The organism is Streptomyces sp. NPDC088097 (assembly GCF_044741845.1).
Taxonomy (GTDB): Bacteria; Actinomycetota; Actinomycetes; order Streptomycetales; family Streptomycetaceae; genus Streptomyces.
Genome location: NZ_JBIUTJ010000009.1, coordinates 144543 through 170482, shown reverse-complemented (window position 1 = coordinate 170482; position 25940 = coordinate 144543). Strand labels below are relative to the sequence as shown.

22 protein-coding genes are annotated in these 25940 nt (G+C 72.6%); 4 read left to right on the top strand and 18 right to left on the bottom strand.

Going from position 1 to position 25940, the window contains the following annotated elements; all coding sequences use genetic code 11:
- The first annotated feature begins 125 nt into the window (after nt 1-125).
- On the top strand, nt 126-812 hold the full coding sequence (locus ACIOD1_RS24340; RefSeq protein ID WP_401904569.1) for an SAM-dependent methyltransferase: 687 nt from the start codon (nt 126-128) through the stop codon (nt 810-812).
- Between the two features lie 19 nt (nt 813-831).
- On the opposite strand, the gene era is transcribed toward ACIOD1_RS24340, so the two are convergent.
- From era to ACIOD1_RS24325, 3 genes are all read right to left on the bottom strand, one after another.
- Nucleotides 832-1782 carry a GTPase Era gene (era, locus tag ACIOD1_RS24335; RefSeq protein ID WP_401904659.1) on the bottom strand — a complete coding sequence of 317 codons (951 nt, stop codon included), beginning with the start codon at nt 1780-1782 and terminating at the stop codon, nt 832-834.
- 995 nt (nt 1783-2777) lie between these two features.
- Nucleotides 2778-4088: a beta-xylosidase gene (locus ACIOD1_RS24330; RefSeq protein WP_401904657.1), complete on the bottom strand. Its 1311-nt coding sequence runs from the start codon at nt 4086-4088 to the stop codon at nt 2778-2780.
- Between the two features lie 232 nt (nt 4089-4320).
- Nucleotides 4321-5361: a helix-turn-helix domain-containing protein gene (locus ACIOD1_RS24325; protein WP_365614561.1), complete on the bottom strand. Its 1041-nt coding sequence runs from the start codon at nt 5359-5361 to the stop codon at nt 4321-4323.
- Nucleotides 5362-5432: 71 nt separating this feature from the next.
- Here ACIOD1_RS24325 and ACIOD1_RS24320 point away from each other — a divergent pair, with 71 nt between their 5' ends.
- On the top strand, nt 5433-6743 hold the full coding sequence (locus tag ACIOD1_RS24320) for an MFS transporter (protein WP_401904566.1): 1311 nt from the start codon (nt 5433-5435) through the stop codon (nt 6741-6743).
- A 34-nt stretch (nt 6744-6777) separates the two neighbouring features.
- Here the strand turns inward: ACIOD1_RS24320 and ACIOD1_RS24315 are convergent, their stop codons facing one another.
- From ACIOD1_RS24315 to hrcA, 12 genes are all read right to left on the bottom strand, one after another.
- Nucleotides 6778-7143, bottom strand: coding sequence for a cytidine deaminase (locus ACIOD1_RS24315; RefSeq protein ID WP_365614567.1), 366 nt, complete (start codon nt 7141-7143; stop codon nt 6778-6780).
- Between the two features lie 151 nt (nt 7144-7294).
- Nucleotides 7295-7648 (bottom strand): MmcQ/YjbR family DNA-binding protein, encoded by a 354-nt coding sequence (locus tag ACIOD1_RS24310; protein WP_365614570.1) that lies wholly within the window; start codon nt 7646-7648, stop codon nt 7295-7297.
- Complete coding sequence (locus ACIOD1_RS24305) at nt 7645-8952, bottom strand: hemolysin family protein (protein ID WP_365614573.1); 1308 nt, start codon at nt 8950-8952, stop codon at nt 7645-7647. Before ACIOD1_RS24305 ends, ACIOD1_RS24310 begins: the two co-directional genes overlap by 4 nt.
- Nucleotides 8949-9446: an rRNA maturation RNase YbeY gene (gene ybeY / locus ACIOD1_RS24300; RefSeq protein ID WP_365614576.1), complete on the bottom strand. Its 498-nt coding sequence runs from the start codon at nt 9444-9446 to the stop codon at nt 8949-8951. The genes ACIOD1_RS24305 and ybeY overlap by 4 nt, the downstream gene beginning before the upstream one ends.
- A gap of 13 nt (nt 9447-9459) precedes the next feature.
- Complete coding sequence (locus ACIOD1_RS24295; RefSeq protein ID WP_365614579.1) at nt 9460-11568, bottom strand: PhoH family protein; 2109 nt, start codon at nt 11566-11568, stop codon at nt 9460-9462.
- A gap of 164 nt (nt 11569-11732) precedes the next feature.
- Nucleotides 11733-12830 carry a PfkB family carbohydrate kinase gene (locus tag ACIOD1_RS24290; RefSeq protein ID WP_365614582.1) on the bottom strand — a complete coding sequence of 366 codons (1098 nt, stop codon included), beginning with the start codon at nt 12828-12830 and terminating at the stop codon, nt 11733-11735.
- A gap of 325 nt (nt 12831-13155) precedes the next feature.
- Nucleotides 13156-14058: a ribonuclease Z gene (locus ACIOD1_RS24285; protein WP_365614585.1), complete on the bottom strand. Its 903-nt coding sequence runs from the start codon at nt 14056-14058 to the stop codon at nt 13156-13158.
- Between the two features lie 3 nt (nt 14059-14061).
- A complete protein-coding gene (locus tag ACIOD1_RS24280) occupies nt 14062-14421 on the bottom strand; it encodes a histidine triad nucleotide-binding protein (RefSeq protein ID WP_401904561.1) in 360 nt (119 codons plus the stop codon).
- Nucleotides 14422-14487: 66 nt separating this feature from the next.
- Nucleotides 14488-15231: a 16S rRNA (uracil(1498)-N(3))-methyltransferase gene (locus ACIOD1_RS24275; RefSeq protein WP_365614591.1), complete on the bottom strand. Its 744-nt coding sequence runs from the start codon at nt 15229-15231 to the stop codon at nt 14488-14490.
- Nucleotides 15228-16319, bottom strand: coding sequence for a nitronate monooxygenase (locus tag ACIOD1_RS24270; RefSeq protein WP_365614594.1), 1092 nt, complete (start codon nt 16317-16319; stop codon nt 15228-15230). Before ACIOD1_RS24270 ends, ACIOD1_RS24275 begins: the two co-directional genes overlap by 4 nt.
- A 237-nt stretch (nt 16320-16556) precedes the next feature.
- Nucleotides 16557-17693, bottom strand: a complete 1137-nt coding sequence (dnaJ, locus tag ACIOD1_RS24265; protein ID WP_365614597.1) for a molecular chaperone DnaJ — start codon at nt 17691-17693, stop codon at nt 16557-16559.
- Nucleotides 17694-18713 (bottom strand): heat-inducible transcriptional repressor HrcA, encoded by a 1020-nt coding sequence (gene hrcA / locus ACIOD1_RS24260; protein ID WP_365614600.1) that lies wholly within the window; start codon nt 18711-18713, stop codon nt 17694-17696.
- Between the two features lie 181 nt (nt 18714-18894).
- Between hrcA and ACIOD1_RS24255 the strand changes: the two genes are divergently transcribed.
- Both ACIOD1_RS24255 and ACIOD1_RS24250 read left to right on the top strand, forming a co-directional pair.
- Nucleotides 18895-19620 carry an MBL fold metallo-hydrolase gene (locus ACIOD1_RS24255; RefSeq protein ID WP_365614603.1) on the top strand — a complete coding sequence of 242 codons (726 nt, stop codon included), beginning with the start codon at nt 18895-18897 and terminating at the stop codon, nt 19618-19620.
- A 28-nt stretch (nt 19621-19648) separates the two neighbouring features.
- Nucleotides 19649-20449: a DUF3097 domain-containing protein gene (locus ACIOD1_RS24250; RefSeq protein WP_401904556.1), complete on the top strand. Its 801-nt coding sequence runs from the start codon at nt 19649-19651 to the stop codon at nt 20447-20449.
- A gap of 48 nt (nt 20450-20497) precedes the next feature.
- On the opposite strand, the gene hemW is transcribed toward ACIOD1_RS24250, so the two are convergent.
- The 3 genes from hemW to lepA form a co-directional block, all read right to left on the bottom strand.
- Entirely contained in the window at nt 20498-21730 is a 1233-nt protein-coding gene (gene hemW, locus ACIOD1_RS24245; protein WP_365614609.1) for a radical SAM family heme chaperone HemW, read from the bottom strand.
- An 82-nt stretch (nt 21731-21812) separates the two neighbouring features.
- Nucleotides 21813-23705, bottom strand: coding sequence for an AMP-dependent synthetase/ligase (locus tag ACIOD1_RS24240; RefSeq protein ID WP_365614612.1), 1893 nt, complete (start codon nt 23703-23705; stop codon nt 21813-21815).
- Between the two features lie 294 nt (nt 23706-23999).
- A complete protein-coding gene (gene lepA, locus ACIOD1_RS24235; RefSeq protein ID WP_365614615.1) occupies nt 24000-25865 on the bottom strand; it encodes a translation elongation factor 4 in 1866 nt (621 codons plus the stop codon).
- Nucleotides 25866-25940: the final 75 nt, after the last annotated feature.

Below are 25940 nucleotides of genomic sequence, written 5' to 3'. Positions count from 1 at the left end.
GCGGCGGTGGGCCCCGGGGAGCACGTGGGCGGCGCATTTTGCCGGAACGGCAAGGATGTTTGCCCCGGCGTCGGGGCGGGCGGAGCATCGGGGGCGTCCGTACCGCCAGCGCCGAGGAGGCCGACGTGCCCGAGCACGCCCACACGCAGCAGCACGACCAGCACCAGCAGCACGACCACGGCAGCGCGCCCACCGGCGAGGTCGGCCAGGAGTTCTGGGACGGCCGCTACCGCGAGAGCGACCGCATCTGGAGCGGCGAGGCCAACGCGGCCCTGGTCCGGGAGGCCTCCGACCTGGAGCCCGGTCGGGCCCTGGACCTCGGCTGCGGCGAGGGCGGCGACTCCGTCTGGCTGGCCCGGCGCGGCTGGCGGGTCACGGCCACCGACATCTCCGAGGTGGCCTTGGAGCGGACGGCCGAGCACGCCGCCGGCGCGGGGGTCGGCGATCTGGTGGAGTGCGAGCACCACGACCTGACCGCGACCTTCCCCCGGGGGGAGTTCGACCTGGTGTCGGCCTGCTTCCTGCACTCGTACGGGGACTTCCCCCGCGACCGGATCCTGCGGACGGCGGCCTCCGCAGTGGCCCCCGGCGGGGTACTGCTGGTGGTCGGCCACGGAGGCTGGGCGCCCTGGCAGGAAGACAGGCCGCAGGCGCACTTCCCGACCCCCGACGAGGTCCTCGCGCAGTTGGAGCTGCCCGAGGGCACCTGGGAGGTGCTGCTCGCGGAGGAACACGAACGGGTCCAGAACATGCCTGACGGCACGCCCGGGACCCGTACGGACAACGCGTTGAAGGTGCGGCGGCTCCCCTGACGGGTGGCCGCCCGGAGGATCAGAAGCCGAGCTTGCGCAGCTGCTTGGGGTCGCGCTGCCAGTCCTTCGCGACCTTCACGTGCAGGTCGAGGAAGACGGGGGTGCCGAGCAGCGCCTCGATGTGCTTGCGCGACTTCATGCCGACCTCCTTCAGGCGGGAGCCCTTCGGGCCGATGATGATGCCCTTCTGGCTCGGCCGCTCGATGTAGACGTTGGCGTGGATGTCGAGCAGCGGCCGGTCGGCGGGGCGGTTCTCGCGGGGGATCATCTCCTCGACCACGACGGCGATCGAGTGCGGCAGCTCGTCGCGCACGCCTTCGAGGGCGGCCTCGCGGATCAGCTCCGCGACCATCACCATCTCGGGCTCGTCGGTGAGGTCGCCCTCCGGGTACAGCGGGGGGCTCTCCGGGAGCAGCGGCGCGATCAGGTCGGCCAGCAGCTGGACCTGGCTGTCGCCGACCGCCGAGACGGGGACGATCTCGGCCCACTCGAAGCCCAGCTCCTGTGCGAGCTGGTGGACGGCGATGAGCTGCTCGGCCAACGCCTTGGACTCGACGAGGTCGGTCTTGGTGATGATGGCCATCTTGGGGGTCTTCTTGATCCCCGCGAGCTCCTTGGCGATGAACTTGTCGCCGGGGCCGAGCTTCTGGTCGGCGGGCAGGCAGAAGCCGATGACGTCGACCTCGGACCAGGTGGCGCGCACCACGTCGTTGAGCCGCTCGCCCAGCAGGGTGCGCGGCTTGTGCAGCCCGGGCGTGTCGACCAGCACGAGCTGGGCATCGGGGCGGTGCACGATGCCGCGGACCGTGTGGCGGGTGGTCTGCGGCCGGTTGGAGGTGATCGCGACCTTGGTGCCCACGAGCGCGTTGGTCAGGGTCGACTTGCCCGCATTGGGACGGCCGACGAAGCATGCGAAGCCCGCGCGGTGCGGGGCGGTGGGCTCGGGGGAACGATCGCTCATACGGGCCATTCTCCCCGATGCGGCTCCCAGCGCCGACCAGGCCACCGCGACCAGGGTCAGAGCGAGTGCCAGGACGGGCGTCAGCAGCGGGTGCGCGGCGTGGTCGATCCCCGCTCCGGCGCTGGTCGCGGCGGCTTCCGCGCGGATGGTGAGCCGGGTCCACTCCAGGGCCGGCGGGCCCTCCCATCGGGTGCTCAGCCGGACTTCCCGGCCGGGGAGCAGCTCGACGGGCGGCCCGATCGGCCCGCGGCGCGTCAGGGGCCGGCCGAAGGCTCCGGTGGCGATCAGGGTGACGCGGGGGCGCAGGGTGACGTTGCCGAGGTTGTGGAGGACGTACGAGATCTCCGTGCCCCGGCCGTCCGCGGCGCGGGCCGCCCGGACGTCCCGCACCGCGAGGGCGGGAGCGGTGGGCCCGGTCACCCTCAGGTAGACGCGGGCGGCGACGGCTTGCCGCACCCCGATGCCGGGACCGCCGGCGGCGGGGGCCTCTTCCAGGGCGACGACGGCTCCGGGGTGGTCCCCGGGCTCGGCCCGGTCGGGGACGGTGAGGGTGAAGCCGATGTCGACCGTCGCGCGGCCCGGGACGGTGACCCGGTCGCGGTCGAGCCGGGTCCAGGCGGCGGTGGCGCGGCGCGGCTCGTCGGGGCCGCGCAGGGCGAAGCCGCCGTCGCGGGCGGTGTTGTAGGCGTCGGCGGCGTAGAGGCGGAAGGTGCGGTCGCGGTCGGAGCGGTTGGTGAGGCTGACGGTGTCGCGGACGGTTCCGCCGGGCGCGGCGGCGAGGTAGAAGTACGGGCGCTGTCCGAGGGCGGTGGCGGCGGGCAGCACCGACCACGGGCCGCTGTCCGCCGCCGGGACCGCCGGGACCGCCGGGGCGGGAGCCGTCGAGACCGCCGGGGCCGGAGCCGCCGAGGCGGGCACGGCGGGCGCGAGCGCGAGGGCGACCACGAGGAACAGCGGCGCCGCGGCCCGCGCCGCGAGGCCGGCCCGGACCCGCCGGGGCCGCTTCACGACAGGGTCAGGGTCAGGACCGCCGTGTAGGCCCCTGGCGGGGTGTAGGGCGGGACCCGGAGGGTGACCGTGGCGTCGATGGTGAAGGTGCCCCCGACGAGCGGGGCGTCGCCGGTGGAGGCCAACACCGCGCCGTCCGGTCCGACGGTGCCCGCGCTGCCGGCCGCACAGGTGCTCGGGCTGCCCGGCGCGCTCGTGCAGGACGGGCTCCAGGACAGCGCGGCGCCGGGGATGCGCACGCCGCCGGGGCCGGTGAACTCGCTGACCTTGCCGATCAGCGACCAGCCCGCCGGGCCTCCCCGGGCGTCCTTGACGGTGATGGTGCCGATCCGGCCCGGAGCCGCGCCGCCGTCCCCGTACGGGACCGCGCCGAGGGTGATCGACCGCCCGGTCTGGGTCATGCCGAGGGCGCCGGGCTCCACGGAGGCCGTCACCTCCAGCGTGGCGGGCGCGGGCGGCGCGGCGGGCGCGGGCGGCGCGGCCGGTTCCACGACGGTGTAGGCCGCCGGGCCGGAGCCCCCCGTCGCGCTCCAGGCGGCGCCCTCGTACGCCACGACCGCCGTGGTGGCCCGGTCGGTGACGGGGAGCCGCGCCCGGAGTTCGCCGTTGCGGTCGGCGGTGGCGGCGACGCGGTCGGTGGTGCCGGCGGCGCCCGCGCGGCCGGCCACGGTGACGGCGGCGCCCGGGACGAAGCCGAACCCGCTGACCTCGACGCGGTCGCCGGGCTTCCCGTAAGCGGTGGCGAGGGTGAGGCCGCGCAGGTTCGCGGTGGGCAGCGGGGTGGCGGTGAGCCGGCCGGAGACCGGTGCGGAGTCGGCCGCGCACACGGTGTCCAGGTCGACGAGGTGGCCGGTGTGCAGGGTGTAGGCGCCCGGGGTCAGGGTGGTCTCTCCGGGGGCGGTGACGGTGAAGGTGCCGGTCATGGTGACGGGGGGCAGCGGGGCGCCGGCTGCCACGGGCCCGTTGCGCTTGGCGCCGACCACCGTGACCTCGCCGCTCTGCGCGCCCCCGAGCCGGACGCGTCCGGTGGGGGTCAGCACGTCGGCGGGGAGTTCGTCGCCCGAGGGGTTCGGCGCGGGGCCGGCGGTCACCTGGTAGGTGACGGTGACGGTGTCCCCGACGCGGGGTGCCGGGTCGTCGACCGTGATCCGGGCGGTGGTCGGCCCGTCGGCGGGCGGCAGGCCGGCTTCCCGGGGCGGGAGGCAGTGGGTGGGGAACTCCACCTGCCCGGGGGGAGTTTCCCCGTCGGCGGAGGCCGCCGGTGTACCCAACGCTCCGGCCCCGCCGGCGGCCACGAGGGCCGCCACCCCGAAGGCCGCCGGCCATCTCCTGCTGCGCGCGCCTGTTCGCACTGCCCGCCCCCCGCGTTGCGTCGCCCGACCGGGGGGCCATTCACGAGCGGGCGGCCCCAGAAGTCAATGCACGGACCCGGCAGCATCTGATGGCCCATCAGGAGATGGCGCGATCCCCCACGTCAGACCCCGCCGCCCCTCACGCCGACCCCCGCGATCCCCCACGCCGACCCCTGCGATCCGCGCGTCAGACGGGCCCGTCCGCCGGCTCCGGCTGCGGCACCGCCTCCGACTCCGGCCCCCGCCCCGCCGCGATGCGGAAGGTGCGCCGGTAGGCGGTCGGGGTCACCCCGAGCGCCGCTTGGACGTGCTTGCGCAGGGACTGGGCCGTGCCGAAGCCCGTCCGCCGCGCGACCGCCTCGACCGGCAGGTCCGTCCGCTCCAGGAGCTGCCGGGCCCGCTCCACCCGCTGCCCGGTGATCCACTCCCCCGGGCTGACCCCGGACTCCTCGCGGAAGCGGCGCGTGAAGGTCCGTACGGACATGGCCTCCTGGCGGGCCAGGTCGCTCAGCCGCAACGGCTCGTGCAGCCGCTCCAGCAGCCAGGCGCGGGCCGCCGAGGTGCCGGCCTGCTGCGGCGCGGGCATCGGCCGGACGGTGAACTGGGCCTGTCCGCCCTCCCGGTGCGGGGGCACCACGGTGCGCCGGGCCGTCTCGTTGGCGACGGCCGCGCCGTGGTCGCGGCGCACGATGTGGAGGCAGAGGTCGATGCCGGCGGCGACCCCGGCGGAGGTGAGCACGTCCCCGTCGTCGGTGTAGAGCACACCGGGGTCGACCCGCACCTTCGGGAAGAGCCGCTGGAAGTGGTCGGCCGAGGCCCAGTGGGTGGTGGCGGGGCGGCCGTCGAGGTACCCGGCGGCGGCGAGGACGTAACCGCCGGTGCAGATGGACACGAGCCGGGTGCCGGGCCGGATGTGGGCGAGGGCCGCCGCCAGCTCGGGGGTCAGCCGGCCCTCGGCGTGGACGGGCCCCAGCTCGTACGAGGCGGGCACCACCACCGTGTCCGCCGTGGCCAGCAGCTGCGGGCCGTGCTCGACGTGGACGGCGAAGTCGGCGTCGGTGGGCACCGGACCGGGCGCGAGGGCGCAGGTGAGGGTCTCGTAGAAGCGGCGCCCCGACGGGTCCTTGGCGTAGCCGAAGATGCGGTGCGGGATGCCCAGCTCGAAGGGGAGCAGCCCGGCGAGGGCCAGGACGACGACGCGGTGGGCGGGGCGGGCGGGCGACTCCATGGCCCGATCGTAGCGAACACTGACAGTCAGGCCACTGTCGTGGAGCCGGTCGGGCGCCGGATGCTGTCGGCGTGACGCAGACAGCACCCACCTCCACGGCCTCCCCGCAGGCCCCCCGCCGCCCCGGACGCGTCCACCGCGCCTGGTTCGCGGCGGCCGTCGGCTTCGTGACGATCATCGGAGCCGCCGGCTTCGCCTCCCTGCCCGGACTGCTCATCGAGCCGCTGCACGCGGAGTTCGACTGGTCCCGCGGCACCATCGGCTTCGCCGTCTCCGTCAACCTCGCGCTCTACGGGCTCACCGCGCCCTTCGCCGCCGCCCTGATGGACCGCTTCGGCATCCGCAAGGTGGTGGCGGTGGCCCTGACCGTCATAGCCGGCGGTTCGCTGGCCACCGTGTGGATGACCGCCTCCTGGCAGCTGGTGCTGTTCTGGGGCGTCCTGGTGGGCCTGGGCAGCGGCTCCATGGCGCTGGCCTTCGCCGCGACCGTGACCAACCGCTGGTTCACCGCCCGGCGTGGCCTGGTCACCGGCATCCTGACCGCCGCCGGCGCCTCCGGACAGCTGGTCTTCCTGCCGCTGCTGTCCTGGCTGGTGGAGCACCACGGCTGGCGTCCGGCGTCCGTCACCGTCTCCCTCACCGCGCTGGCGGTGGTCCCCTTCGTGTGGCTGCTGCTGCGCGACCATCCGGCGGACGTGGGCCTCGCCCCGTACGGCGGCGTCTACGCCCCCAAGCCCGAGCCGGTGCCGGGCGCGGCCCGACGGACGGTCGGGGTGCTGCTGCGCGCCACCCGCACCGGGCCGTTCTGGCTACTCGCGGGCACCTTCGCGATCTGCGGGGCCACCACGAACGGCCTGGTCAGGACCCACTTCGTGCCCGCGTCCCACGACCACGGCATGCCGGTGACCACGGCCGCCGGGCTCCTCGCGGTGATCGGCGTCTTCGACGTGGTGGGGACCATCGCCTCCGGCTGGTTCACAGACCGCTTCGAGGCCCGCCGCCTGCTGGCGGTCTACTACGCCCTGCGCGGGATCTCCCTGCTGTTCCTGCCGATGCTGCTGGAGCCGTCCGTGCACCCGCCGATGGTCTTCTTCATCGTCTTCTACGGCCTGGACTGGGTCGCGACGGTCCCGCCGACCATCGCCCTGTGCCGTGAGCACTACGGGCAGGACGGCGCCATCGTCTTCGGCTGGGTCCTGGCCTCGCACCAGGTCGGAGCGGCCCTGGTGGCCTTCCTGAGCGGAGTGGCCCGCGACGCCTTCGGCTCCTACGACCTCGTCTGGTACGCGGCCGGGGCGCTGTGCGCGACGGCGGCCCTGATGTCGATGGTGATCCGCCGCCCGGGCAAGGCCCGGACCCCGGCCGCCGTCGGGGCCCCGTGAGCGGGGCGCGCGGGCGGCGGCCGGTGACGGGGGTTCAGGAACCGGCGGGGGTGGTGGACTTCAGGGTGCCGTCGGGGGCGGCGAGGAGGACCGGGGTGGCGGGGCCGCCGAGGTCCCGTACGGCGGCGCGGTCGGCGGCGGCCGGGGCGTCGGCCGCGCTCACCACGGCGGCCGCCTCCAGGGAGCGGGCGCCGCTGGCCACGGCCATGGCGACGGCCGTCTGGAGGGCGCTCAGCTTCAGGGAGTCCAGGTCCACCGTGCCGGCCACGTAGGTCCGGCCCGTCTCGTCGCGCACGGCGGCCCCCTCCGGGACCCCGTTGCGGGCCCGGGCGCTGCGCGCCAGGGTGATGATCTTGGTGTCCTCGGGGTCGATCGCGGTGTCCACGGTGCTCTCGCTCATGGGCGCAAGCTTAGGGAGCGGCGCCGCGGCCCGTGCGACGACCCCGCCGGGACGCCCGCCCGGGCCCCGACCACGGCCGTCTTGACCACCGTTTCGGCCACCGCGCCGACCACGGCTACGGCCGGTCGAGGCGCAGCCGCGCCGACCACGGCTACGGCCGGTCGAGGCGCAGCCGCTCCGCCTTCGGGAGCCCGGCCACGACCAGGTCGTACGAGTCCTCCACCAGCTCCCGCACCAGCGCGTCCGGCAGCTCCGAGACGCTCACCGTGTTCCAGTGCCGCTTGTTCATGTGCCAGCCCGGCACGATCGCCGCGTGCTCCGCGCGCAGCCGCACCGCCGTCTCCGGTTCGCACTTGAGGTTGACCTTCAACGGCTCGGCGTCCAACGCCGACAACGCGAACACCTTCCCCAACACCTTGAACACCGAGGTCTCCGGTGTGAAGGGGAACTCCTCCACCGCCGCGTTGAAGCCCAGGCACAGCGCGTGCAGTTGCCGCCGGTTCACGACGTCTCCTCGTCCTCGCCGTCGCCCGCGGCCGTCACCGGCTCCACGAGCACCGTCACGATCTTGTTGCGTCGGCCCGCGGTGGACTCGGCCGTCATCCGCAGCACCCTCCCGTCGGGCAGTTCCACCACCGCCGAGGCGCCCGCGATCGGCACCCGCCCCAGGGCCTTCGCCAGCAGCCCGCCGACCGTCTCCACGTCCTCGTCGTCGAAGGCCTCGACGCCGAACAGCTCGCCGAGGTCGGTGATGTCGAGTCGCGACGTGACCCGGTAGCGGTCGTCGCCCAGGTCCTCGACCGGCGCGATCTCCCGGTCGTACTCGTCGGTGATCTCACCGACGATCTCCTCCAGGATGTCCTCGATCGTGACGATGCCCGCCGTGCCGCCGTACTCGTCGATGACGACGGCCACGTGGTTGCGCACCGACTGCATCTCTCGGAGCAGGTCGCCGGCGTTCTTCGTGTCGGGCACGAACACGGCCGGCCGCATCACCGTCGAGACCAGGTCGACCTCCGCCTCGCGGCTGATGTGCGTGCGGCGGACGAGGTCCTTGAGGTACACGATGCCGACGATGTCGTCCTCGTTCTCCCCGGTGACGGGGATCCGCGAGAACCCGGACCGCAGTGCGAGCGTGGTCGCCTGACGGACCGTCTTGTACCGCTCTATGCAGACCAGGTCGGTGCGCGGCACCATCACCTCGCGCACGAGCGTGTCGCCCAGCTCGAAGACCTGGTGCACCATCCGGCGCTCGTCGTCCTCGATCAGCGATTCCTTCTCCGCCAGGTCCACCATCGCGCGCAGCTCCGCCTCCGAGGCGAACGGCCCCTTGCGGAAGCCCTTCCCGGGGGTGAGCGCGTTGCCGATGAGGATGAGGAGCTGCGGGATCGGCCCCATCACGCGGGCTAGCGGCACGAGGACGTACGAGGCCGCCGTGGCGGTGTTCAGCGGGTGCTGGCGGCCGATCGTACGGGGGGACACGCCCACCGCCACGTAGGAGACCAGCACCATCACGGCGATGGCCACGAGCAGCGCGGTCCAGTTGTCGCCGAACTCGTCGAGGCAGACGTAGGTGACCAGCACCCCCGCCGCCATCTCGCAGGTGACCCGGACCAGCAGCGCGACGTTCACGTAGCGGGTCGGGTCAGCGGTGACCTGGGCGAGCTTGGCGCTGCCGCGCCGGTTCTCGCGGACGGCCTGTTCGGCGCGGAAGCTGGAGACGCGGGCGATCCCGGATTCGGCGCAGGCGGCGAACCAGGCCACCACGACGAGCAGTACCGCTCCGGCGATCAGCTGCGGGGCGGTCACGAGACGGTGGGAGCCGGCGAAGCGCCGGTGATGCCGCGCTCACCGCGCCAGCCGTCGACGATGGCCGCCTGGAGGCCGAACATCTCGACCTTCTCGTCCGGCTCCTCGTGGTCGTACCCCAGCAGGTGCAGCACCCCGTGGACGGTCAGGAGCTGGAGCTCCTCGTCCATGGAGTGCTGCGTCGGCGCTTCCTCGCCCTGCTTCTTGGCGACCTCGGGGCAGAGCACGATGTCACCGAGGAGCCCCTGCGGGGGCTCCTCGTCGTCCTTCGTCGGCGGACGCAGTTCGTCCATCGGGAAGGACATGACGTCGGTCGGTCCGGGCAGGTCCATCCACTGGATGTGGAGCTGCTCCATCGCGTCCTCGTCGATGACGATGACGGAGAGCTCGGACAGGGGGTGGATCCGCATCCGGGCGAGCGCGTAGCGGGCGATGTCGAGGATCGCCTGCTCGTCGACCTCGGTTCCGGACTCGTTGTTGACGTCGATCGACATGGTGCGCTGACTTCTACTTCCGCTGGTGGCCGTTCTGGGCCGGATGGGCTTCGTCGTACTTCTCGTACGCGTCGACGATACGGCCGACCAGCTTGTGGCGGACGACATCCTCGGACGTGAGCCGCGCGAAGTGGATGTCCGGCAGCCCTTCCAGGATGTCCTGCACCTGACGCAGACCGCTCTTGGCCCCGCCCGGAAGGTCGACCTGCGTCACGTCGCCGGTGACGACGATCTTCGAGTCGAAGCCGAGGCGGGTCAGGAACATCTTCATCTGTTCGGTGGTGGTGTTCTGAGCCTCGTCGAGCACGACGAAGGCCTCGTTGAGGGTGTTGTGCGTCAGCAGGTAGTCCTGCGTGACGTACAGCGAGTCCTCGGCCGCCACCTGGATGCACACCGCTTCCTCGCGGCCCGCGGGCTCGATGGAGTCGATGAAGCGCATCGGCCGCCCGCCACCGCCGGCCGCGTGGTAGGCGTCCCGCTTGCGGGTGAGGCGGAAGGGCTCGATGTCCTCGGGGAGGCGGATGTCGACGACGTGCGCGTCGTACCGGTGGGCGGCGAGCGCGTTCCCGCGCTTGCGATCCGCTGCCGCCCGACGTCGGGTGTAGGCCACGCCTCCGAGGGACTGGACCAGGGCGATCACGTCGTCCCGCAGGACGATCGAGGTGGTCGAGTAGTGGATCCGGCAGGTGCGGTCCCGCTGGGTGACGGGTCCGCCGTCTGAGTCGAGCAGGCCCTGGAGCACGGCGAGGCGAACCTCCGCCGTGTTCTGCAGGTAGTCCTGCGGCACGTGCTTGGAATGCGAACGGCTGCCGAGCAGGTCCAGTTCGCGCATCACCCGGGTGACCGGGTTCGCCAGCGTGATCACGTCACCCGGCGACCTGGTCCGGTTCAGGACGTAGTCCGGTCCGCCCCTGTGACGAACCGTCACGCCCGGGAGCGCGGACTCCAGCGAACGCGCCAACTCCTCGTCCTCCGTGGCGAAGGAGGGCGTGGTGGAGCCCGTGATGCACCCGTCGCCCAGCAGCAGACCGAGGGCGTAGGGGTCCATGGGGACCTCGCGCTCCGGGAAGGCGACGGGAGCGGTGAGCATCGGCAGTTCGTAGCGTCGGGCATGCGCCGCGCGGAGGTTGCCGATCATCTCCCGGGTCTCCAGGACCCGCCACGGCTTGTCACGGCGCTTGTCGTCCCGCGTTCGCACGGTCCAGAGATGTTCTCCGCAGGCCAGGGTCCAGGATCCGTCCTGTGCCGAGACCCGGTAGATGTCCTTCTCGCCCTGCGGGAAGACCCCGAGAACCGGGGTCGGCTCGCCGTTGGACCCGACCACCAGGTCGCCCACCCGGAGCTCGCCGATGGGGCGCCAGCCATCCGGGGTGAGCACCTTGGTGAAGATCGGTTGCGCCCGACCCCTCATGTACGCCAGCGGGGCCACCTCGATGGTGCCCGCCGCCATCAGGCGCGGGATCGAGTCCGGGTCGATCATGTCGTGCAGGGCGTCGTAGAGCGGCCGCAGGTACGGGTCGATCTTGTCGAAGAGGGTGCCGGGCAGGAAGCCCAGGCGCTCGCCCGCCTCGACCGCCGGGCGGGTCAGGATGATGCGGCTGACCTGCTTGGACTGGAGGGCTTGGACCGCCTTGGCCATGGCCAGGTAGGTCTTGCCGGTACCGGCCGGACCGATGCCGAAGACGATCGTGTTCTTGTCGATCGCGTCGACGTACCGCTTCTGGTTCAGGGTCTTGGGGCGGATGGTACGGCCGCGGCTGGAGAGGATGTTCTGGGTGAGCACCTCGGCCGGGGTCTCTTCGGAACCGCCCCCGCTGCCGTTCGCCTTGAGCATGGCGATCGAACGTTCCACCGCGTCCTCCGTCATCGGCTGCCCGGTGCGGAGCACCAGCATCATTTCGTCGAACAGGCGCTGGACCAGGGCGACTTCCGTCGCTTCCCCGACCGCGCTGACCTGATTGCCCCGCACATGGATGTCGGCCTTCGGGAAGGCCTTCTCGATCACGCGCAACAGGGCGTCGCCCGACCCGAGCACCGTCACCATCGGGTGCGTCGCCGGGACGGTGAAGTGGGCTCGCGCCTGGCCCGGCGCAGGAGTCTTGGCTGTCGGTGTCTGAGTCATGGGCCGGCACTGTGGCCTGCGCATACCTCCCACTGAGGGGCCGCGCCGATCGTCGGCCTCCGGACTACCAAGCGTACGTCCACCCCGCCCCATCCCCGAGGGGTTTTCCGGCCCGGTCGGGCGGTTCTCGATCGGGTTCCCCCACCGCGCACCGCACCGGGTCCCTACACCGGGTGGCGGAATCCGATGGTGGGGACCGCCCGGCGGCGCGGCGAGGGGGCCCCGCCGTGCGGGACGAGGGCGTCCAGGAAGGCGTAGCGCTCGCGCAGGGTCTCGGGGGCGTCGCGCCACCAGTGGGCCACCTCCGACCGGCCCGGGGCGGAGAGGGAGCCGCCGAACTCCTGGACGGACAGGGCGGCGGTCAGTCCCGCGAAGGCCAGCCGGTCGGCGAGCGGCCAGCCCGCCAGGCTGCCCGTGACGAACCCGGCCACGAACACGTCCCCGGCGCCGGTCGGGTCCAGGGCGTCCACGGCGATGGCGGGCACCTCCGCCGTCTCCCCCGTCCGGCTGTCCACCGCGTACGCGCCCTCCGCGCCCATCGTCACCACGGCGACCGGGACCTTCTCCGCGAGCGCCCGGGCGGCCGCGCGCGGACAGTCGGTCCGGGTGTAGCGCATCGCCTCGCCCGCGTTGGGCAGGAAGGCCTCGCAGTGCTCCAGGTCGACCAGCGCACCGAGGTCCCAGCGGCCGGTCTCGTCCCAGCCCACGTCTCCGAAGATCCGCGAGCCCCGCCGGGCCGCCTCCCCGATCCAGTCCGCGCGCCGTCCGGTGCCCAGGGAGGCCACCGCCGCGCGCGCCTTCGGCGGGCACCACGGGAAGGGGCCGGGGCCCGCCGGAGGGGGCGCCTCGTGGCCGTGGGAGACCATCGTGCGCTCACCCTCGTAGGCCATCGAGACCGTGACGGGGCTGTGCCAGCCGGGGACGGTCCGCGACATCGTCAGGTCGATGCCCTCGCCCTGTTCGAGCGCGTCCCAGCAGTACTCGCCGTAGTGGTCGTCGCCGAAGGCGGCGGCCAGCGAGGTGCGCAGGCCGAGGCGGGCCAAGGCGGTGGCCATGTTGGCGACGCCGCCGGGGCTGGAGCCCATGCCGCGCGCCCAGGACTCCGTACCGCGCACGGGTGCGGAGTCCAGGCCGGTGAAGATGATGTCGAGGAAGACCGTTCCGGTCAGGAAGACGTCGCAGCCCGGTTCGTGGGGATCGCGCACCGGCCCCAGCGGATCCAGCTTCTCCGGGCGGTCGTCGTGGCTGTCCCGATCGGTCACGTGGGGCTCCCCGTTGAAGTGTCGTTTCTGCTTGCGGGATTTCGGTGGAAAGCTGCCAGCCCTGCCCGCGCCGGGCCGAGCCAAAACCCAGTGTGACGCACCTCACCGCCCCCGCGCCCTTCCCGCCCCTTCCGGTCGCTCGGCGAACAGGGCTCCCGCGCCTGTACGGCGCCTCCCCTCCCCCTGGAGCCCCGCCGGGAACACCCGTGCACCCCGGCAGCCCCGCGCCACCCGCCGCCGTCTCCTCGCAACCCACTTCACCTGCGGTGACGCCGTCCCGCACCGGCCCCCGCCCCCCGGGGCAGCCGCCCGCGCCCGGCCGGGGCTACCGCTTCGGCAGGGCGACCCGTTGCAGGTCCGCCGCGATCGTCAGTTCGCCCGCGAAGCCCGCCGTCCGGGCCTGTCGTTCGAACTCCGACGGGTCCCCGTACCGCTGCGAGAAGTGCGTCAGCACCAGGTGTCGTACGCCCGCGTCCCGCGCGACCGTCGCCGCCTGGCCGGCCGTCAGGTGCCCGTGGTCCTCGGCCAGCCGGACGTCCTCGTCCAGGAACGTCGACTCGATCACCAGCATGTCGCAGCCCTCGGCCAGCTCGGTCACCCCGGAGCACAGCCGGGTGTCCATGACGAAGGCGAACCGCTGCCCCGCCCGGTGCTCGCTGACCTCCTCCAGCGAAACCCCGCCGAGGTGGCCCTCCCGCTGGAGCCGGCCCACGTCCGGCCCCTTGATCCCGTGCCGCGCGAGCAGCTCCGGCACCATCCGCCGGCCGTCCGGCTCCGTGATCCGGTACCCGAAGGACTCCACCGGGTGCGAGAGCAGCCGCGCGTCCAGGACGTACGAGGGCCCGCGGGCCAGCGTCCCGTCCCGCTCGACCGGTCGCTCCGCCAGGGACACGGTCTCCCGGTAGGCCGTCGCGTAGCGGAGCCGCTCGAAGAACTTCTGCCCCGAGGCCGGGTAGTGCGCCGTCACGGGGTGCGGGACCTGGTCGAGGTTGATCCGCTGGATCACCCCGGCCAGCCCGAGGCTGTGGTCACCGTGGAAGTGGGTGATGCAGATCCGGTTGATGTCGTGCGCGGCGACCCCGGCCCGCAGCATCTGCCGCTGGGTACCCTCGCCCGGGTCGAAGAGGATGCCCTCGCCGTCCCAGCGCAGCAGGTACCCGTTGTGGTTGCGCAGCCGGGTGGGCACCTGACTGGCGGTGCCCAGGACCACGAACTCCCGTACCGACACGACTTATCCGGGGGGCCACTGGAGGCCGCGGCCCCCGAGGACGTGCGCGTGCGCGTGGAAGACGGTCTGGCCCGCCCCGGCGCCCGTGTTGAACACGATCCGGTAGCCGTACTCCTCGATCTTCTCGTCGGCCGCGATCTGCCCCGCCTCGCGCAGGACGTCGGCGGCGATGCCCGGCTCGGCGACGGCCAGCGAGGCCCCGTCGGGGTAGTGGACCTTGGGGATGACGAGGACGTGCGTCGGCGCCTGCGGGTTGATGTCCCGGAAGGCGACGGTCGTTTCGGTCTCGCGGACCACCGTCGCCGGGATGGCTCCCGAGACGATCTTGCAGAACAGGCAGTCCGACTGCGGTTCCCCGGTCATTGCTGCGCCTCCCGTGACGTTGATCGTTCGGGGCATCGTAACCGCCCGTCCGGGCGGCCGGCGGGGTCAGGACCAGCGCCCGGTCCGGGCGAGGAGGACCGCCGCCGCCGCCGTGCCCGCCGTCGAGGTTCGCAGCACCGAGCGCCCCAGCCGGTACGGGTGGGCCCCGGCCTCCGCGAAGGCCTTCAGCTCCTCCGGCGAGACCCCGCCCTCCGGGCCCACGACCAGGACGACGGAGCCCTCCTCCGGCAGCTTCGCCGTCGCCAGGGCCTCCGAGGCGGCGTCCCGGTCCTCGTGGAGCACCATCGCCAGATCGGCCGCCGCCAGCAGCGCGGCCACCTGCTTCGTGGAGAGCGCCTCGGCCACCTCCGGGAAGCTGACCCGGCGCGACTGCTTGCCCGACTCCCGGGCGGTGGCCCGCCACTTGGCCAGCGCCTTGGCGCCGCGCTCGCCGCGCCACTGGGTGATGCAGCGGGAGGCCTGCCAGGGCACGATGGCGTCGACGCCGGTCTCCGTCATCGTCTCGACGGCGACCTCGCCCCGGTCCCCCTTGGGCAGCGCCTGCACGACGGTGATCCGTACGGCGGGCTCGGGCTCCCGCCCGGTCGCGGAGACGGTGAGGGCCAGGCGGTCCTTGCCCTCGGTCGCCGTGACCACGGCCTCGGCCCAGCCGCCCCGGCCGTCGGTGAGGACGACGGCCTCGCCGGGCGCGAGCCGCTTGACCGACACCGCGTGCCGGCCTTCGGAGCCGTCCAGTGTGAACTCGGGCCCCGCGGGGACCTCTTCGACCACGAACACGGGGGCCGTCATGACGCTCTCCTCATCTGCAACACCTTCAACGCGCTCTGTGCCTGGGCCAGTTCGGCCGCCAGCACCTCCACCAGTTCCCCGGCGGGCAGGACCCGCGCCAGCCGGTGCCCCTGGCCGGCCCACAGGGCCATGCCCTGCGGGTCGCCGGCCGCCGCGGCCGCCTTGCGCAGGCCCGAGGTCAGGTGGTGGACCTGGGGGTAGGCGGCGGGGGCGTACGGTCCGTGCTCGCGCATGAACCGGTTGACGAGTCCGCGCGCGGGACGCCCCGAGAAGGCCCGGGTGAGTTCCGTGTGCGGGAACAACGGGTCGGTCAGCGCCTTCTTGTGCAGCGGGTGCGCGCCGGACTCGGGACACGGGAGGAAGGCCGTGCCGAGCTGGGCCGCCTCCGCTCCCGCCGCGAGCAGCGCCGCGATCTGCGCGCCGCGCATCAGGCCGCCGGCCGCGACGATGGGCAGCGAGACGGCCTCGCGCACCTGCGCGACCAGTACGAGCAGGCCGACGCCCGCCGTGCCGTCGGTCTCGGGGTCGTCCCGATGGGTGCCCTGGTGGCCGCCCGCCTCGACGCCTTGTACGCAGACGGCGTCGGCGCCCGAGAGCTGTGCGGTGCGGGCCTCGTCGACCGAGGTCACCGTGACGATCGTGTACGTGCCGACCTGTCTCAGCCGGTCGAACACGGCGGGTCCGGGGCAGCCGAAGGTGAAGGAGACCACTCTGACGGGGTCCTCCAGGAGGATCGCCAGCTTGGCGTCGTACCCGTCGTCGCTGGTGCCGATGATGTCCTCCTCGGCGAGCGAGACCTCGTACCAGCCGGCCTCCCCGGCGAGCTGTCCCCGGTAGGCCTCCACGGCGGCGGGTTCCACGTAGCCGGTCTGCGGCATGAAGAGGTTCACGCCGAAGGGGCGGCGGGTGAGTCCGCGGGTCTGCTTGATCTCCTGGTACATGCCGTCGGCGGTCTTGTAGCCGCCGGCCAGGAAGCCCAGCCCACCCGCCTCGCACACGGCGGCGGCCAGCGGCGGGCACGAACCGCCGCCCGCCATGGGAGCCTGCACGATCGGGTACTGGAAGAGACCGTTCGGTGCGGAGGACATGGACTGCATCGTGCCATGTCCCGCTCATGGGACCGAATCGCGGCAATTCGCCTGGCATAGTCCCCTTCCCTCCGGTCGTGAGGGAAGTTCCGGGGCGGGTTCGAGGCTGGACTCGGGGCGGAACTTGGGGCGGAAACAGGGGCGGGTTCCGGAGGTCGCCGGGCATGCGCGAAGCCCGGTCCGGGGCGACCCCGGACCGGGCTTCACACAGGTTCGCTCGCGGTGTCCGCGGGCGGATCAGCGGCCGTTGAAGGCGTCCTTCAGGCGACTGAAGAGGCCCTGCTGGCCCGGCGCGAACTGGCCCGTCGGGCGCTCCTCGCCGCGCAGCTTGGCGAGCTGGCGCAGCAGCTCCTCCTGCGGGGCGTCGAGCTTGCTCGGCGTGGTGACCTCGACGTGGACGATGAGGTCGCCGCGGCCTCCGCCGCGCAGGTGGGTGACTCCGCGCCCGTGCAGCGGGATCGCCTGGCCGGACTGGGTGCCGGGCCGGATGTCGATCTCCTCCAGGCCGTCGAGGGTCTCCAGCGGGCACTTGGTGCCGAGGGAGGCCGCCGTCATGGGGATGGTGACCGTGCAGTGCAGGTCGTCCCCGCGCCGCTGGAAGGTCGAGTGCGGCAGCTCGTGGATCTCCACGTAGAGGTCGCCGGCGGGGCCGCCGCCGGGGCCGACCTCGCCCTCTCCCGCGAGCTGGATCCGGGTGCCGTTCTCGACGCCGGCGGGGATCTTGACCGTCAGGCTGCGGCGGGAGCGGACCCGGCCGTCGCCCGCGCACTCGGGGCACGGGGTCGGGACCACGGTGCCGAAGCCCTGGCACTGCGGGCAGGGCCGCGAGGTCATGACCTGGCCCAGGAAGGACCGGGTGACCTGCGAGACCTCACCGCGACCGCGGCACATGTCACACGTCTGCGCGGAGGTGCCGGGGGCGGCACCCTCTCCGGAGCAGGTGGTGCAGACGACGGCCGTGTCGACCTGGATGTCCTTGGTGGTCCCGAAGGCCGCCTCGTCCAGTTCCAGGTCGAGGCGGATCATGGCGTCCTGGCCGCGGCGGGTCCGCGAGCGCGGTCCGCGCTGCTGACTCTGGCCGAAGAAGGCGTCCATGATGTCGGAGAAGTTGCCGAAGCCGCCCGCCCCGAAGCCGCCGGCGCCGCCACCGCCCGAGGAGGACAGCGGGTCTCCGCCGAGGTCGTGGACCTGCTTCTTCTGCGGGTCCGAGAGGACCTCGTAGGCCGCGTTGATCTCCTTGAAGCGCTCTTGCGTCTTGGGATCGGGGTTCACGTCCGGGTGGAGCTCGCGGGCGAGCCTCCGGAAGGCCTTCTTGATCTCATCCTGGGAAGCGTCGCGGCGCACGCCGAGTACGGCGTAGTAGTCCGTGGCCACTTACGACTCCGCCAGGATCTGTCCGACGTAACGTGCCACTGCGCGTACCGCTCCCATCGTTCCGGGGTAGTCCATGCGGGTCGGTCCGACCACGCCGAGTTTGGCGACTGCTTCGCCGCCCGAACCGTAGCCGACCGAGACGACAGACGTGGAGTTGAGTCCCTCGTAGGCGTTCTCATGACCGATGCGTACGGCCATCCCCGACTCTCCGGCCTCGCCCAGCAGCTTGAGGAGCACGACGTGCTCCTCGAGTGCTTCGAGCACCGGCCTGATCGTCAGGGGGAAATCGTGTCCGAAGCGGGTGAGGTTGGCGGTGCCGCCGATCACCAGCCGCTCCTCCGCCTCCTCCTCCAGCGTTTCGAGGAGGGTCGCGAGGACGGCCTTGACGGTCGCCCGGTCGTCCTCGACCTCGAAGGATTCGGGAAGGTCCTGCACGAGCTGCGGCACGTCGGTGAAACGACGGCCGACGACCCGTGCGTTGAGCCGCGCCCGCAGGTCGGCGAGGGAGACCTCGCCGAAGGGCGCCTGGGTGTCGACGAGACGCTGCTCGACCCGTCCGGTGTCCGTGATCACCACGAGCATCAGCCGGGCCGGGGCCAGGGAGAGCAGCTCGACGTGGCGGACGGTGGAGCGGGTCAGCGAGGGGTACTGGACGACGGCGACCTGCCGGGTGAGCTGCGCGAGCAGCCGTACGGTGCGGCCGACGACGTCGTCGAGGTCCACGGCCCCGTCGAGGAAGTTCTGGATGGCCCGTCGTTCGGGCGTGGACAGGGGTTTGACCCCCGCCAGCTTGTCGACGAAGAGCCGGTAGCCCTTGTCCGTCGGGATCCGGCCGGCGCTGGTGTGGGGTTGGGCGATGTAGCCCTCCTCCTCCAGCACGGCCATGTCGTTGCGGACGGTGGCGGGCGAGACACCGAGCCGGTGGCGTTCGGTGAGGGCCTTGGAGCCGACCGGTTCCTCCGTCCCGACGTAGTCCTGGACGATGGCGCGGAGCACTTCGAGCCTGCGTTCACTGAGCATCGCGCACACCTCCGGATGCGGGTCGGTCGTGGTCGGACGGCGGTCGTCTGTCGGGCCCCTGCGGATCGGCCCGCGGGCTTCATTGGCACTCTGTCCGTCCGAGTGCCAGAGAACCCCCGGTCAGTGTACGGCCGGGTGGTACGCCGGGGGCAAGGGCGGCCCGCCAGGGTAGCGTCGCCCCATGGAGACGGGTTGGGAAGAGGCAGGGTGGGAACGGCTGACCGGAAGGGTCGGACGCGTCCGGCTTCCGGTCTGGGACTGCACGGCGGGGCTTGTGGTCGGGGACGACTCGGTGCTCCTGATCGACCCCGGCGCACACGTGCGGGAGGGGGCCCGGCTGCGTGCCGAGGCGGAGTCCCTGACGGGCCGGAGCGTGACCCATATCGCATTCACGCACGGACATTTCGACCACGTCCTGGGGGCTTCGGCGTTCCCCGGGGCCGAGGTGTACGGGGCGGTCGGGCTGGCATCGGAGCTCGACGGGGACCGCGCGGGCCTGCTGGAGAGTTCCGTCGCACAGGGCGTGGACGCCGCCGAGGCGGCCGAGGCCGTCGAGCGGCTGGTGCTCCCGCGGCACGCCGTCTCGGGCGAGTGGACCCTGGACCTGGGCGGGGTGCAGGTGCTCCTCGCGAACGTGGGGCCCGGGCACACCCGCCACGACCTCGCCGTCTTCGTGCCCGGCGAACGGGAGACGGTCTTCTGCGGGGACCTGGTGGAGGAGTCCGGGGAACCTCAGGCCGGCTCCGACGCGGTGTCGAGCCGTTGGCCGGCCGCCCTCGACCGCCTGCTGTCGCTCGGCGGCGAGGACGCCCTGTACGTGCCGGGTCACGGAGCGGTGGTCGACGCCGGCTTCGTGCGTGAGCAACGCGCCACACTGGCGGCCCGGTTCGGCGTGTCGGAGGCGTGAGCGGGGCCGCTCTCCTATCGTCGGCCGGATGCGCGAGTACTCACCCGACCTGACCCCGCAGTGGAAGCGCCCCAAGGCGGTGCCCGAGGTGCCGGCCGATCCCGACCTGGTGGTCGAGGTGGCGGGCGGCGACTTCTGCGGGGCGGTCGTGGGCTGCGAGGCGGGCACGGTGACCCTGGAGGACCGCTTCGGCAAGCGGCGGGTGTTCCCGATGGAGCCGGCCGGCTTCCTGCTGGACGGCGCCGTGGTCACCCTGGTCCGCCCCGCACGGGCGCCCGCCGCGCCCGCCCGTACGGCTTCCGGCTCGCTCGCGGTGCCGGGGGCCCGGGCGCGGGTCGCGCGGGCCGGGCGGATCTACGTGGAGGGCCGCCACGACGCCGAGCTGGTGGAGCGGGTCTGGGGTGACGACCTGCGCGTCGAGGGCGTCGTCGTGGAGTACCTGGAGGGCATCGACGACCTCCCGGCGGTGGTGGCCGAGTTCGCGCCGGCCCCCGACGCCCGGCTGGGCGTGCTGGTGGACCACCTGGTGGCCGGCTCGAAGGAGTCCCGGCTGGCGGCGGCCGTGACCTCTCCGGACGTGCTGGTGGTGGGCCACCCGTACGTGGACGTCTGGCAGGCCGTGAAGCCCTCCGCCCTCGGCATCCCGGCGTGGCCGGTGGTGCCGCGCGGGCAGGACTGGAAGACGGGCGTCTGCCGCGCCCTGGGCTGGCCGGAGAACACCGGGGCCGCCTGGCAGCACATCCTGTCGCGGGTGACCTCGTACCGGGACCTGGAGCCGACCCTGCTGGGCCGGGTCGAGGAGCTGATCGACTTCGTCACGGCCCCCTGAGCTTCGGCGCGGCCCCCTGAGCGGGGCGCCGCGCCGGTCGGGTCCCCGTCAGTCGACCAGGTCCCGCACCACGGCGTCGGCGAGCAGCCGCCCGCGCAGGGTCAGCACCGCCCTCCCGGCCCCGTACGGACCCGGCTCCAGCAGCCCGTCCGCGAGCGCCCGCCCGGCCGCGGCGAGCCCGGCGGGGGCCAGCAGCGACAGCGGTACGCCGTCGACCAGGCGCAGCTCCAGCAGGATCCGCTCCACGCGCCGGTCCTCGGCCGGGAGCAGCTCGCGGCCGGCGCCGGGGGAGCGCCCCTCGGCCAGGGCCGCCGCGTAGGCGCCGGGGTGCTTCACGTTCCACCAGCGGACCCCGCCGACGTGCGAGTGGGCGCCCGGTCCGGCGCCCCACCAGTCGGCGCCGCGCCAGTACAGCTCGTTGTGCAGGCAGCGGCCGGCCTCGGTGGTGGCCCAGTTCGACACCTCGTACCAGTGGTAGCCGGCCTCGGCCATCACGGAGTCGGCGATCAGGTACCGGTCGGCGTGCACGTCGTCGTCGGTCATCGGGACCTCGCCGCGGCGGATCCGGCGGGCCAGCTGGGTGCCCTCCTCGACGATCAGGGCGTACGCCGAGACGTGGTCGGGCCCGGCTCCGATGGCGGCGGCCAGGGTGTCGCGCCAGTCCTGGTCCGACTCCCCCGGCGTGCCGTAGATCAGGTCCAGGTTGACGTGCTCGAACCCGGCCGCGCGGGCCTCGGCCACGCACGCCTCGGGACGCCCGGGGGTGTGGGTGCGGTCGAGGACCTTCAGGACGTGCTGCTTGGCGCTCTGCATGCCGAAGGAGATCCGGTTGAAGCCGCCCGCGCGCAGCTCGGCCAGGTACGCCGGGTCCACGGAATCGGGGTTGGCCTCGGTGGTGATCTCGGCGTCCTCGGCCAGCCCGAACTCGTCCCGGATGGCCCCGAGCATGCGTACCAGGTCGGCCGCCGGCAGCAGGGTGGGCGTGCCGCCGCCGACGAAGACGGTCCGTACGGCCCGGGGGTCGTCGCCGAGCACCTTGCGGGCGAGGCGGACCTCGTCGATCAGGGTGTCGGCGTAGTTGTCACGGGAGGCGAGCACGCCGCCGGTGCCCCGCAGCTCGGTGGCCGTGTAGGTGTTGAAGTCGCAGTACCCGCAGCGCGTGGCGCAGTAGGGCACGTGCAGGTAGAACCCGAGCGGCCGGTCCCCGGCACCCGCCAGGGCGTGCGACGGCAGGGAGCCGTCTTCGGGCATGGGTTCACCGTCGGGCAGTGCGGAAGGCATGCCCCCATTGTCCCGCACTCGGCGCCGCTCCCGGCCCGGTGCGGACCGGGGGCGGCGCCGGCCGGGGGCGGCGGGGTCGGGCTCAGGCCTCGCGGGAGCCCGCGTACATCTCGTCGATGAGGTGCTTGAACTCCTTCTCGACGACCGGGCGCTTCAGCTTGAGGCTGGGGGTCAGGTCGCCGTGTTCGACGTCGAGGTCGCGGGGCAGGATGCGGAACTTCTTGACCGTCTGCCAGCGTTGGAGGTCCTCGTTGAGGGTCTGGACGTAGGTCTCGATCAGCCGGTTGGTCTCGGGGGCCGCGAGGACCTCGCCGTAGGTCTTGCCCTCCAGGCCGTTGTCGGCGGCCCAGACCAGCAGGGACGGTTCGTCGAGGGCGATCAGGGCCGAGCAGAAGTTCCGGTCGGCGCCGTGGACCACGATGGTGGAGACGTAGGGGCAGATCGCCTTGAAGCGGCCCTCGATCTCCGCCGGGGCGACGTACTTGCCGCCGGAGGTCTTGATCAGGTCCTTCTTGCGGTCGGTGATGCGCAGGTACCCGTCGGGCGAGAGTTCGCCGATGTCGCCGGTGTGCAGCCAGCCGTCGCTCTCCAGGACCTCGGCGGTCTTCTCGGGCTGACGGTGGTAGCCCTGCATGATGCCGGGGCCGCGCAGCAGGACCTCGCCGTCGTCGGCGATCCGGACCTCGGTGCCGGGCAGCGGCTTGCCGACGGTGCCGGTGCGGTAGGCCTCGCCGGGGTTGACGAAGGAGGCCGCGCTGGACTCGGTCAGGCCGTAGCCCTCCAGGATGTGGATGCCGGCGCCGGAGAAGAAGTAGCCGATGTCCGGGGCGAGGGCGGAGGCCCCGGAGACGGCGGCGCGGAGGTTGCCGCCGAAGGCCTCGCGGAGCTTGGAGTAGACGAGCGCGTCGGCGATCTTGTGCTTGGTGTTCAGCGCGAAGGGGGCGCTCGCGAGACCGGTGCGGCGGAAGTTGTCCTGGGTGACCTTGGCGTACTCGCGGGCCACTCCGACCGACCACTGGAAGATCTTGTACTTGGCGCCGCCGCCGGCGCGGGCCTTCGCGGCGACCCCGTTGTAGACCTTCTCGAAGATGCGCGGGACGGCCGCCATGTAGGTCGGCTGCACGATCGGCAGGTTCTCGATGATCTTGTCGATGCGGCCGTCCACGGCGGTGACGTGGCCGACCTCGATCTGGCCGGAGGTCAGCACCTTGCCGAAGACGTGCGCCAGCGGCAGCCACAGGTATTGGACGTCGTCCTTGGTGATCAGGCCGGTGGCCACGGTGGCCTTGGCCATGTACGACCAGTTGTCGTGCGGCAGTCGGACGCCCTTGGGGCGGCCGGTGGTGCCGGAGGTGTAGATCAGGGTGGCGAGCTGGTCGGCGGTGATGGCCGCGATCCGCTCCCTGACCACCTCGGGGTGCTTGGCGAGGTGCTCCTTGCCGCGTGCCTCCAGCTCGGCCAGGGAGAGCACCCAGCCGTCCGGGTCCCCCTCGGCGGCGAGGGCGTCGGCCGCGTCCAGGACGACCACGTGGGCCAGCTCCGGCAGGTCGGCGCGGCGTTCGCGGGCCTTGGCCAGCTGGGCGGCGTCCTCGGCGATCAGTACGCGGCTCTCGGAGTCCGAGAGGATGAAGGCGCACTCGTCGGCGTTGGTGCTGGGGTAGATCGTGGTGACGGCGCCGCCCGCGCACATCACGCCGAGGTCGGCGAGGATCCACTCGACCCGGGTGTTGGAGGCGAGCGCGACCCGCTGCTCGGACTCGATGCCGAGGGAGATCAGCCCGGCGGCGATGGCGAAGACCCGCTCGGCCGCCTGCCCCCAGCTCATCGACTTCCAGTCGTCGGGGCCCGCCCCGGGGCCGGCCGCGGGGACGGGGAAGCGGTACGCCTCCGCGTTCGGCGTGGCGGCGACGCGGTCAAGGAAGAGGGCCGCCACGGAGGGCGGACGGTTCTCGATCAAGGTGTGTGTGTCGCTCACGACATCCTCCGGACCGGGTCCACGCGGCAGGGCGTGGGCGTGGGGCGCATGGGACTGGCGGTGCGGCCACCGGGTGTGTGGCCGGCTAGTTTTTAAACTGGCGAGTAACCATCGAGCAGTGATCAGGGTAAAGGCCGCGCGCCCGGCGCGTAAGTGCCTCCGAGCCGCCGCTTCATAACGAAAAGGGCCCCCATGCGTCCGCATGGGGGCCCTTTTCGCACGACATGGGGCGAGGGTACTTCTTTACCCGCCCTTGGCGAACACCCGAGGTGCTCGCCGTTGGTTACCGGCCGGTCACTTCTTCTTGCCGCCGGACTCGTCGCTGGAGAGGACGGCGATGAAGGCCTCCTGCGGGACCTCCACGGAGCCGACCATCTTCATCCGCTTCTTGCCTTCCTTCTGCTTCTCCAGCAGCTTCCGCTTACGGGAGATGTCACCGCCGTAGCACTTGGCGAGGACGTCCTTGCGGATGGCGCGGATGGTCTCGCGGGCGATGACGCGGGAGCCGATGGCCGCCTGGATCGGGATCTCGAAGGCCTGCCGCGGGATGAGCTCGCGCAGCTTGGCGACGAGGCGCACGCCGTAGGCGTAGGCGGCGTCCTTGTGCGTGACGGCGGAGAAGGCGTCGACCTTGTCGCCGTGCAGCAGGATGTCGACCTTGACCAGTCCGGAGGCCTGCTCGCCGGTGGGCTCGTAGTCGAGGGAGGCGTAACCGCGCGTCTTGGACTTCAGCTGGTCGAAGAAGTCGAAGACGATCTCGGCGAGCGGGAGGGTGTAGCGGATCTCGACCCGGTCCTCGGAGAGGTAGTCCATGCCCAGGAGGGTGCCGCGGCGCTGCTGGCACAGCTCCATGATCGCGCCGATGAACTCGGAGGGCGCGAGCAGGGTGGCCCGGACGACCGGCTCGAACACGTCCGAGATCTTGCCCTCGGGGAACTCGCTCGGGTTGGTGACGGTGACTTCCTTGCCGTCCTCCAGGACGACCCGGTAGACCACGTTCGGCGCGGTGGCGATCAGGTCGAGGCCGAACTCGCGCTCCAGGCGCTCGCGGACCACGTCCAGGTGCAGCAGGCCGAGGAAACCGACGCGGAAGCCGAAGCCCAGCGCGGCCGAGGTCTCCGGCTCGTAGACGAGCGCGGCGTCGTTGAGCTGAAGCTTGTCCAGGGCCTCGCGCAGGTCCGGGTAGTCCGAACCGTCGAGCGGGTAGAGGCCCGAGAAGACCATCGGGCGCGGGTCCTTGTAGCCGCCGAGGGCCTCGGTCGCGCCGTTGTGCAGGCTGGTGATGGTGTCACCGACCTTGGACTGACGGACGTCCTTCACGCCGGTGATGATGTAGCCCACCTCGCCGACGCCGATGCCGTCGGACGGGGTCATCTCCGGGGAGGAGACACCGATCTCCAGCAGCTCATGGGTGGCGCCGGTGGACATCATCCGGATGCGCTCACGCTTGTTGAGCTGACCGTCGACGACACGGACGTACGTCACGACACCGCGGTACGAGTCGTAGACCGAGTCGAAGATCATCGCGCGGGCGGGGGCGGCCTTGGCTCCGACCGGGGCCGGCACGGTGGCGACGATCTTGTCGAGCAGGGCGTCCACGCCGACACCGGTCTTCGCGGAGACGCGCAGCACGTCCTCCGGCTGGCAGCCGACCAGGTTCGCGAGCTCCTCGGCGAACTTCTCCGGCTGGGCGGCCGGCAGGTCGATCTTGTTCAGGACCGGAACGATCGCGAGGTCCTTCTCCATCGCCAGGTACAGGTTGGCGAGGGTCTGCGCCTCGATGCCCTGCGCGGCGTCCACCAGGAGGACCGTGCCCTCGCAGGCGGCCAGCGAGCGGGAGACCTCGTAGGTGAAGTCGACGTGGCCCGGCGTGTCGATCATGTTCAGGATGTGCGTGTCGCCCTTGCCGTCGCCCACCGTGGGCGCCCAGGGCAGACGGACCGCCTGCGACTTGATCGTGATGCCGCGCTCACGCTCGATGTCCATGCGGTCGAGGTACTGGGCGCGCATCTGCCGCGAGTCCACCACACCGGTGAGCTGGAGCATCCGGTCGGCGAGGGTCGACTTGCCGTGGTCGATGTGCGCGATGATGCAGAAGTTGCGGATCAGCGCCGGGTCGGTACGGCTCGGCTCGGGCACGTGGCTGGGGATGGCGGGCACGCAGTGTCCTGATTCTCGGGTCGCGGTCGGAACGAAGTCTGAGCGAAGGTTCGAATCTCGTCGCCCTCGTCGGCG

What these genes read in the sequence shown, in the direction of transcription:
- era (WP_401904659.1), bottom strand. Translation starts at nt 1,782, where the DNA reads ATGGCCCGTATGAGCGATCGTTCCCCCGAGCCCACCGCCCCGCACCGC.
- ACIOD1_RS24325 (WP_365614561.1), bottom strand. Translation starts at nt 5,361, where the DNA reads ATGGAGTCGCCCGCCCGCCCCGCCCACCGCGTCGTCGTCCTGGCCCTC.
- ACIOD1_RS24315 (WP_365614567.1), bottom strand. Translation starts at nt 7,143, where the DNA reads ATGAGCGAGAGCACCGTGGACACCGCGATCGACCCCGAGGACACCAAG.
- ybeY (WP_365614576.1), bottom strand. Translation starts at nt 9,446, where the DNA reads ATGTCGATCGACGTCAACAACGAGTCCGGAACCGAGGTCGACGAGCAG.
- ACIOD1_RS24295 (WP_365614579.1), bottom strand. Translation starts at nt 11,568, where the DNA reads ATGACTCAGACACCGACAGCCAAGACTCCTGCGCCGGGCCAGGCGCGA.
- ACIOD1_RS24280 (WP_401904561.1), bottom strand. Translation starts at nt 14,421, where the DNA reads ATGACCGGGGAACCGCAGTCGGACTGCCTGTTCTGCAAGATCGTCTCG.
- ACIOD1_RS24275 (WP_365614591.1), bottom strand. Translation starts at nt 15,231, where the DNA reads ATGACGGCCCCCGTGTTCGTGGTCGAAGAGGTCCCCGCGGGGCCCGAG.
- ACIOD1_RS24270 (WP_365614594.1), bottom strand. Translation starts at nt 16,319, where the DNA reads ATGTCCTCCGCACCGAACGGTCTCTTCCAGTACCCGATCGTGCAGGCT.
- hrcA (WP_365614600.1), bottom strand. Translation starts at nt 18,713, where the DNA reads ATGCTCAGTGAACGCAGGCTCGAAGTGCTCCGCGCCATCGTCCAGGAC.
- ACIOD1_RS24255 (WP_365614603.1), top strand. Translation starts at nt 18,895, where the DNA reads ATGGAGACGGGTTGGGAAGAGGCAGGGTGGGAACGGCTGACCGGAAGG.
- ACIOD1_RS24250 (WP_401904556.1), top strand. Translation starts at nt 19,649, where the DNA reads ATGCGCGAGTACTCACCCGACCTGACCCCGCAGTGGAAGCGCCCCAAG.
- hemW (WP_365614609.1), bottom strand. Translation starts at nt 21,730, where the DNA reads ATGCCTTCCGCACTGCCCGACGGTGAACCCATGCCCGAAGACGGCTCC.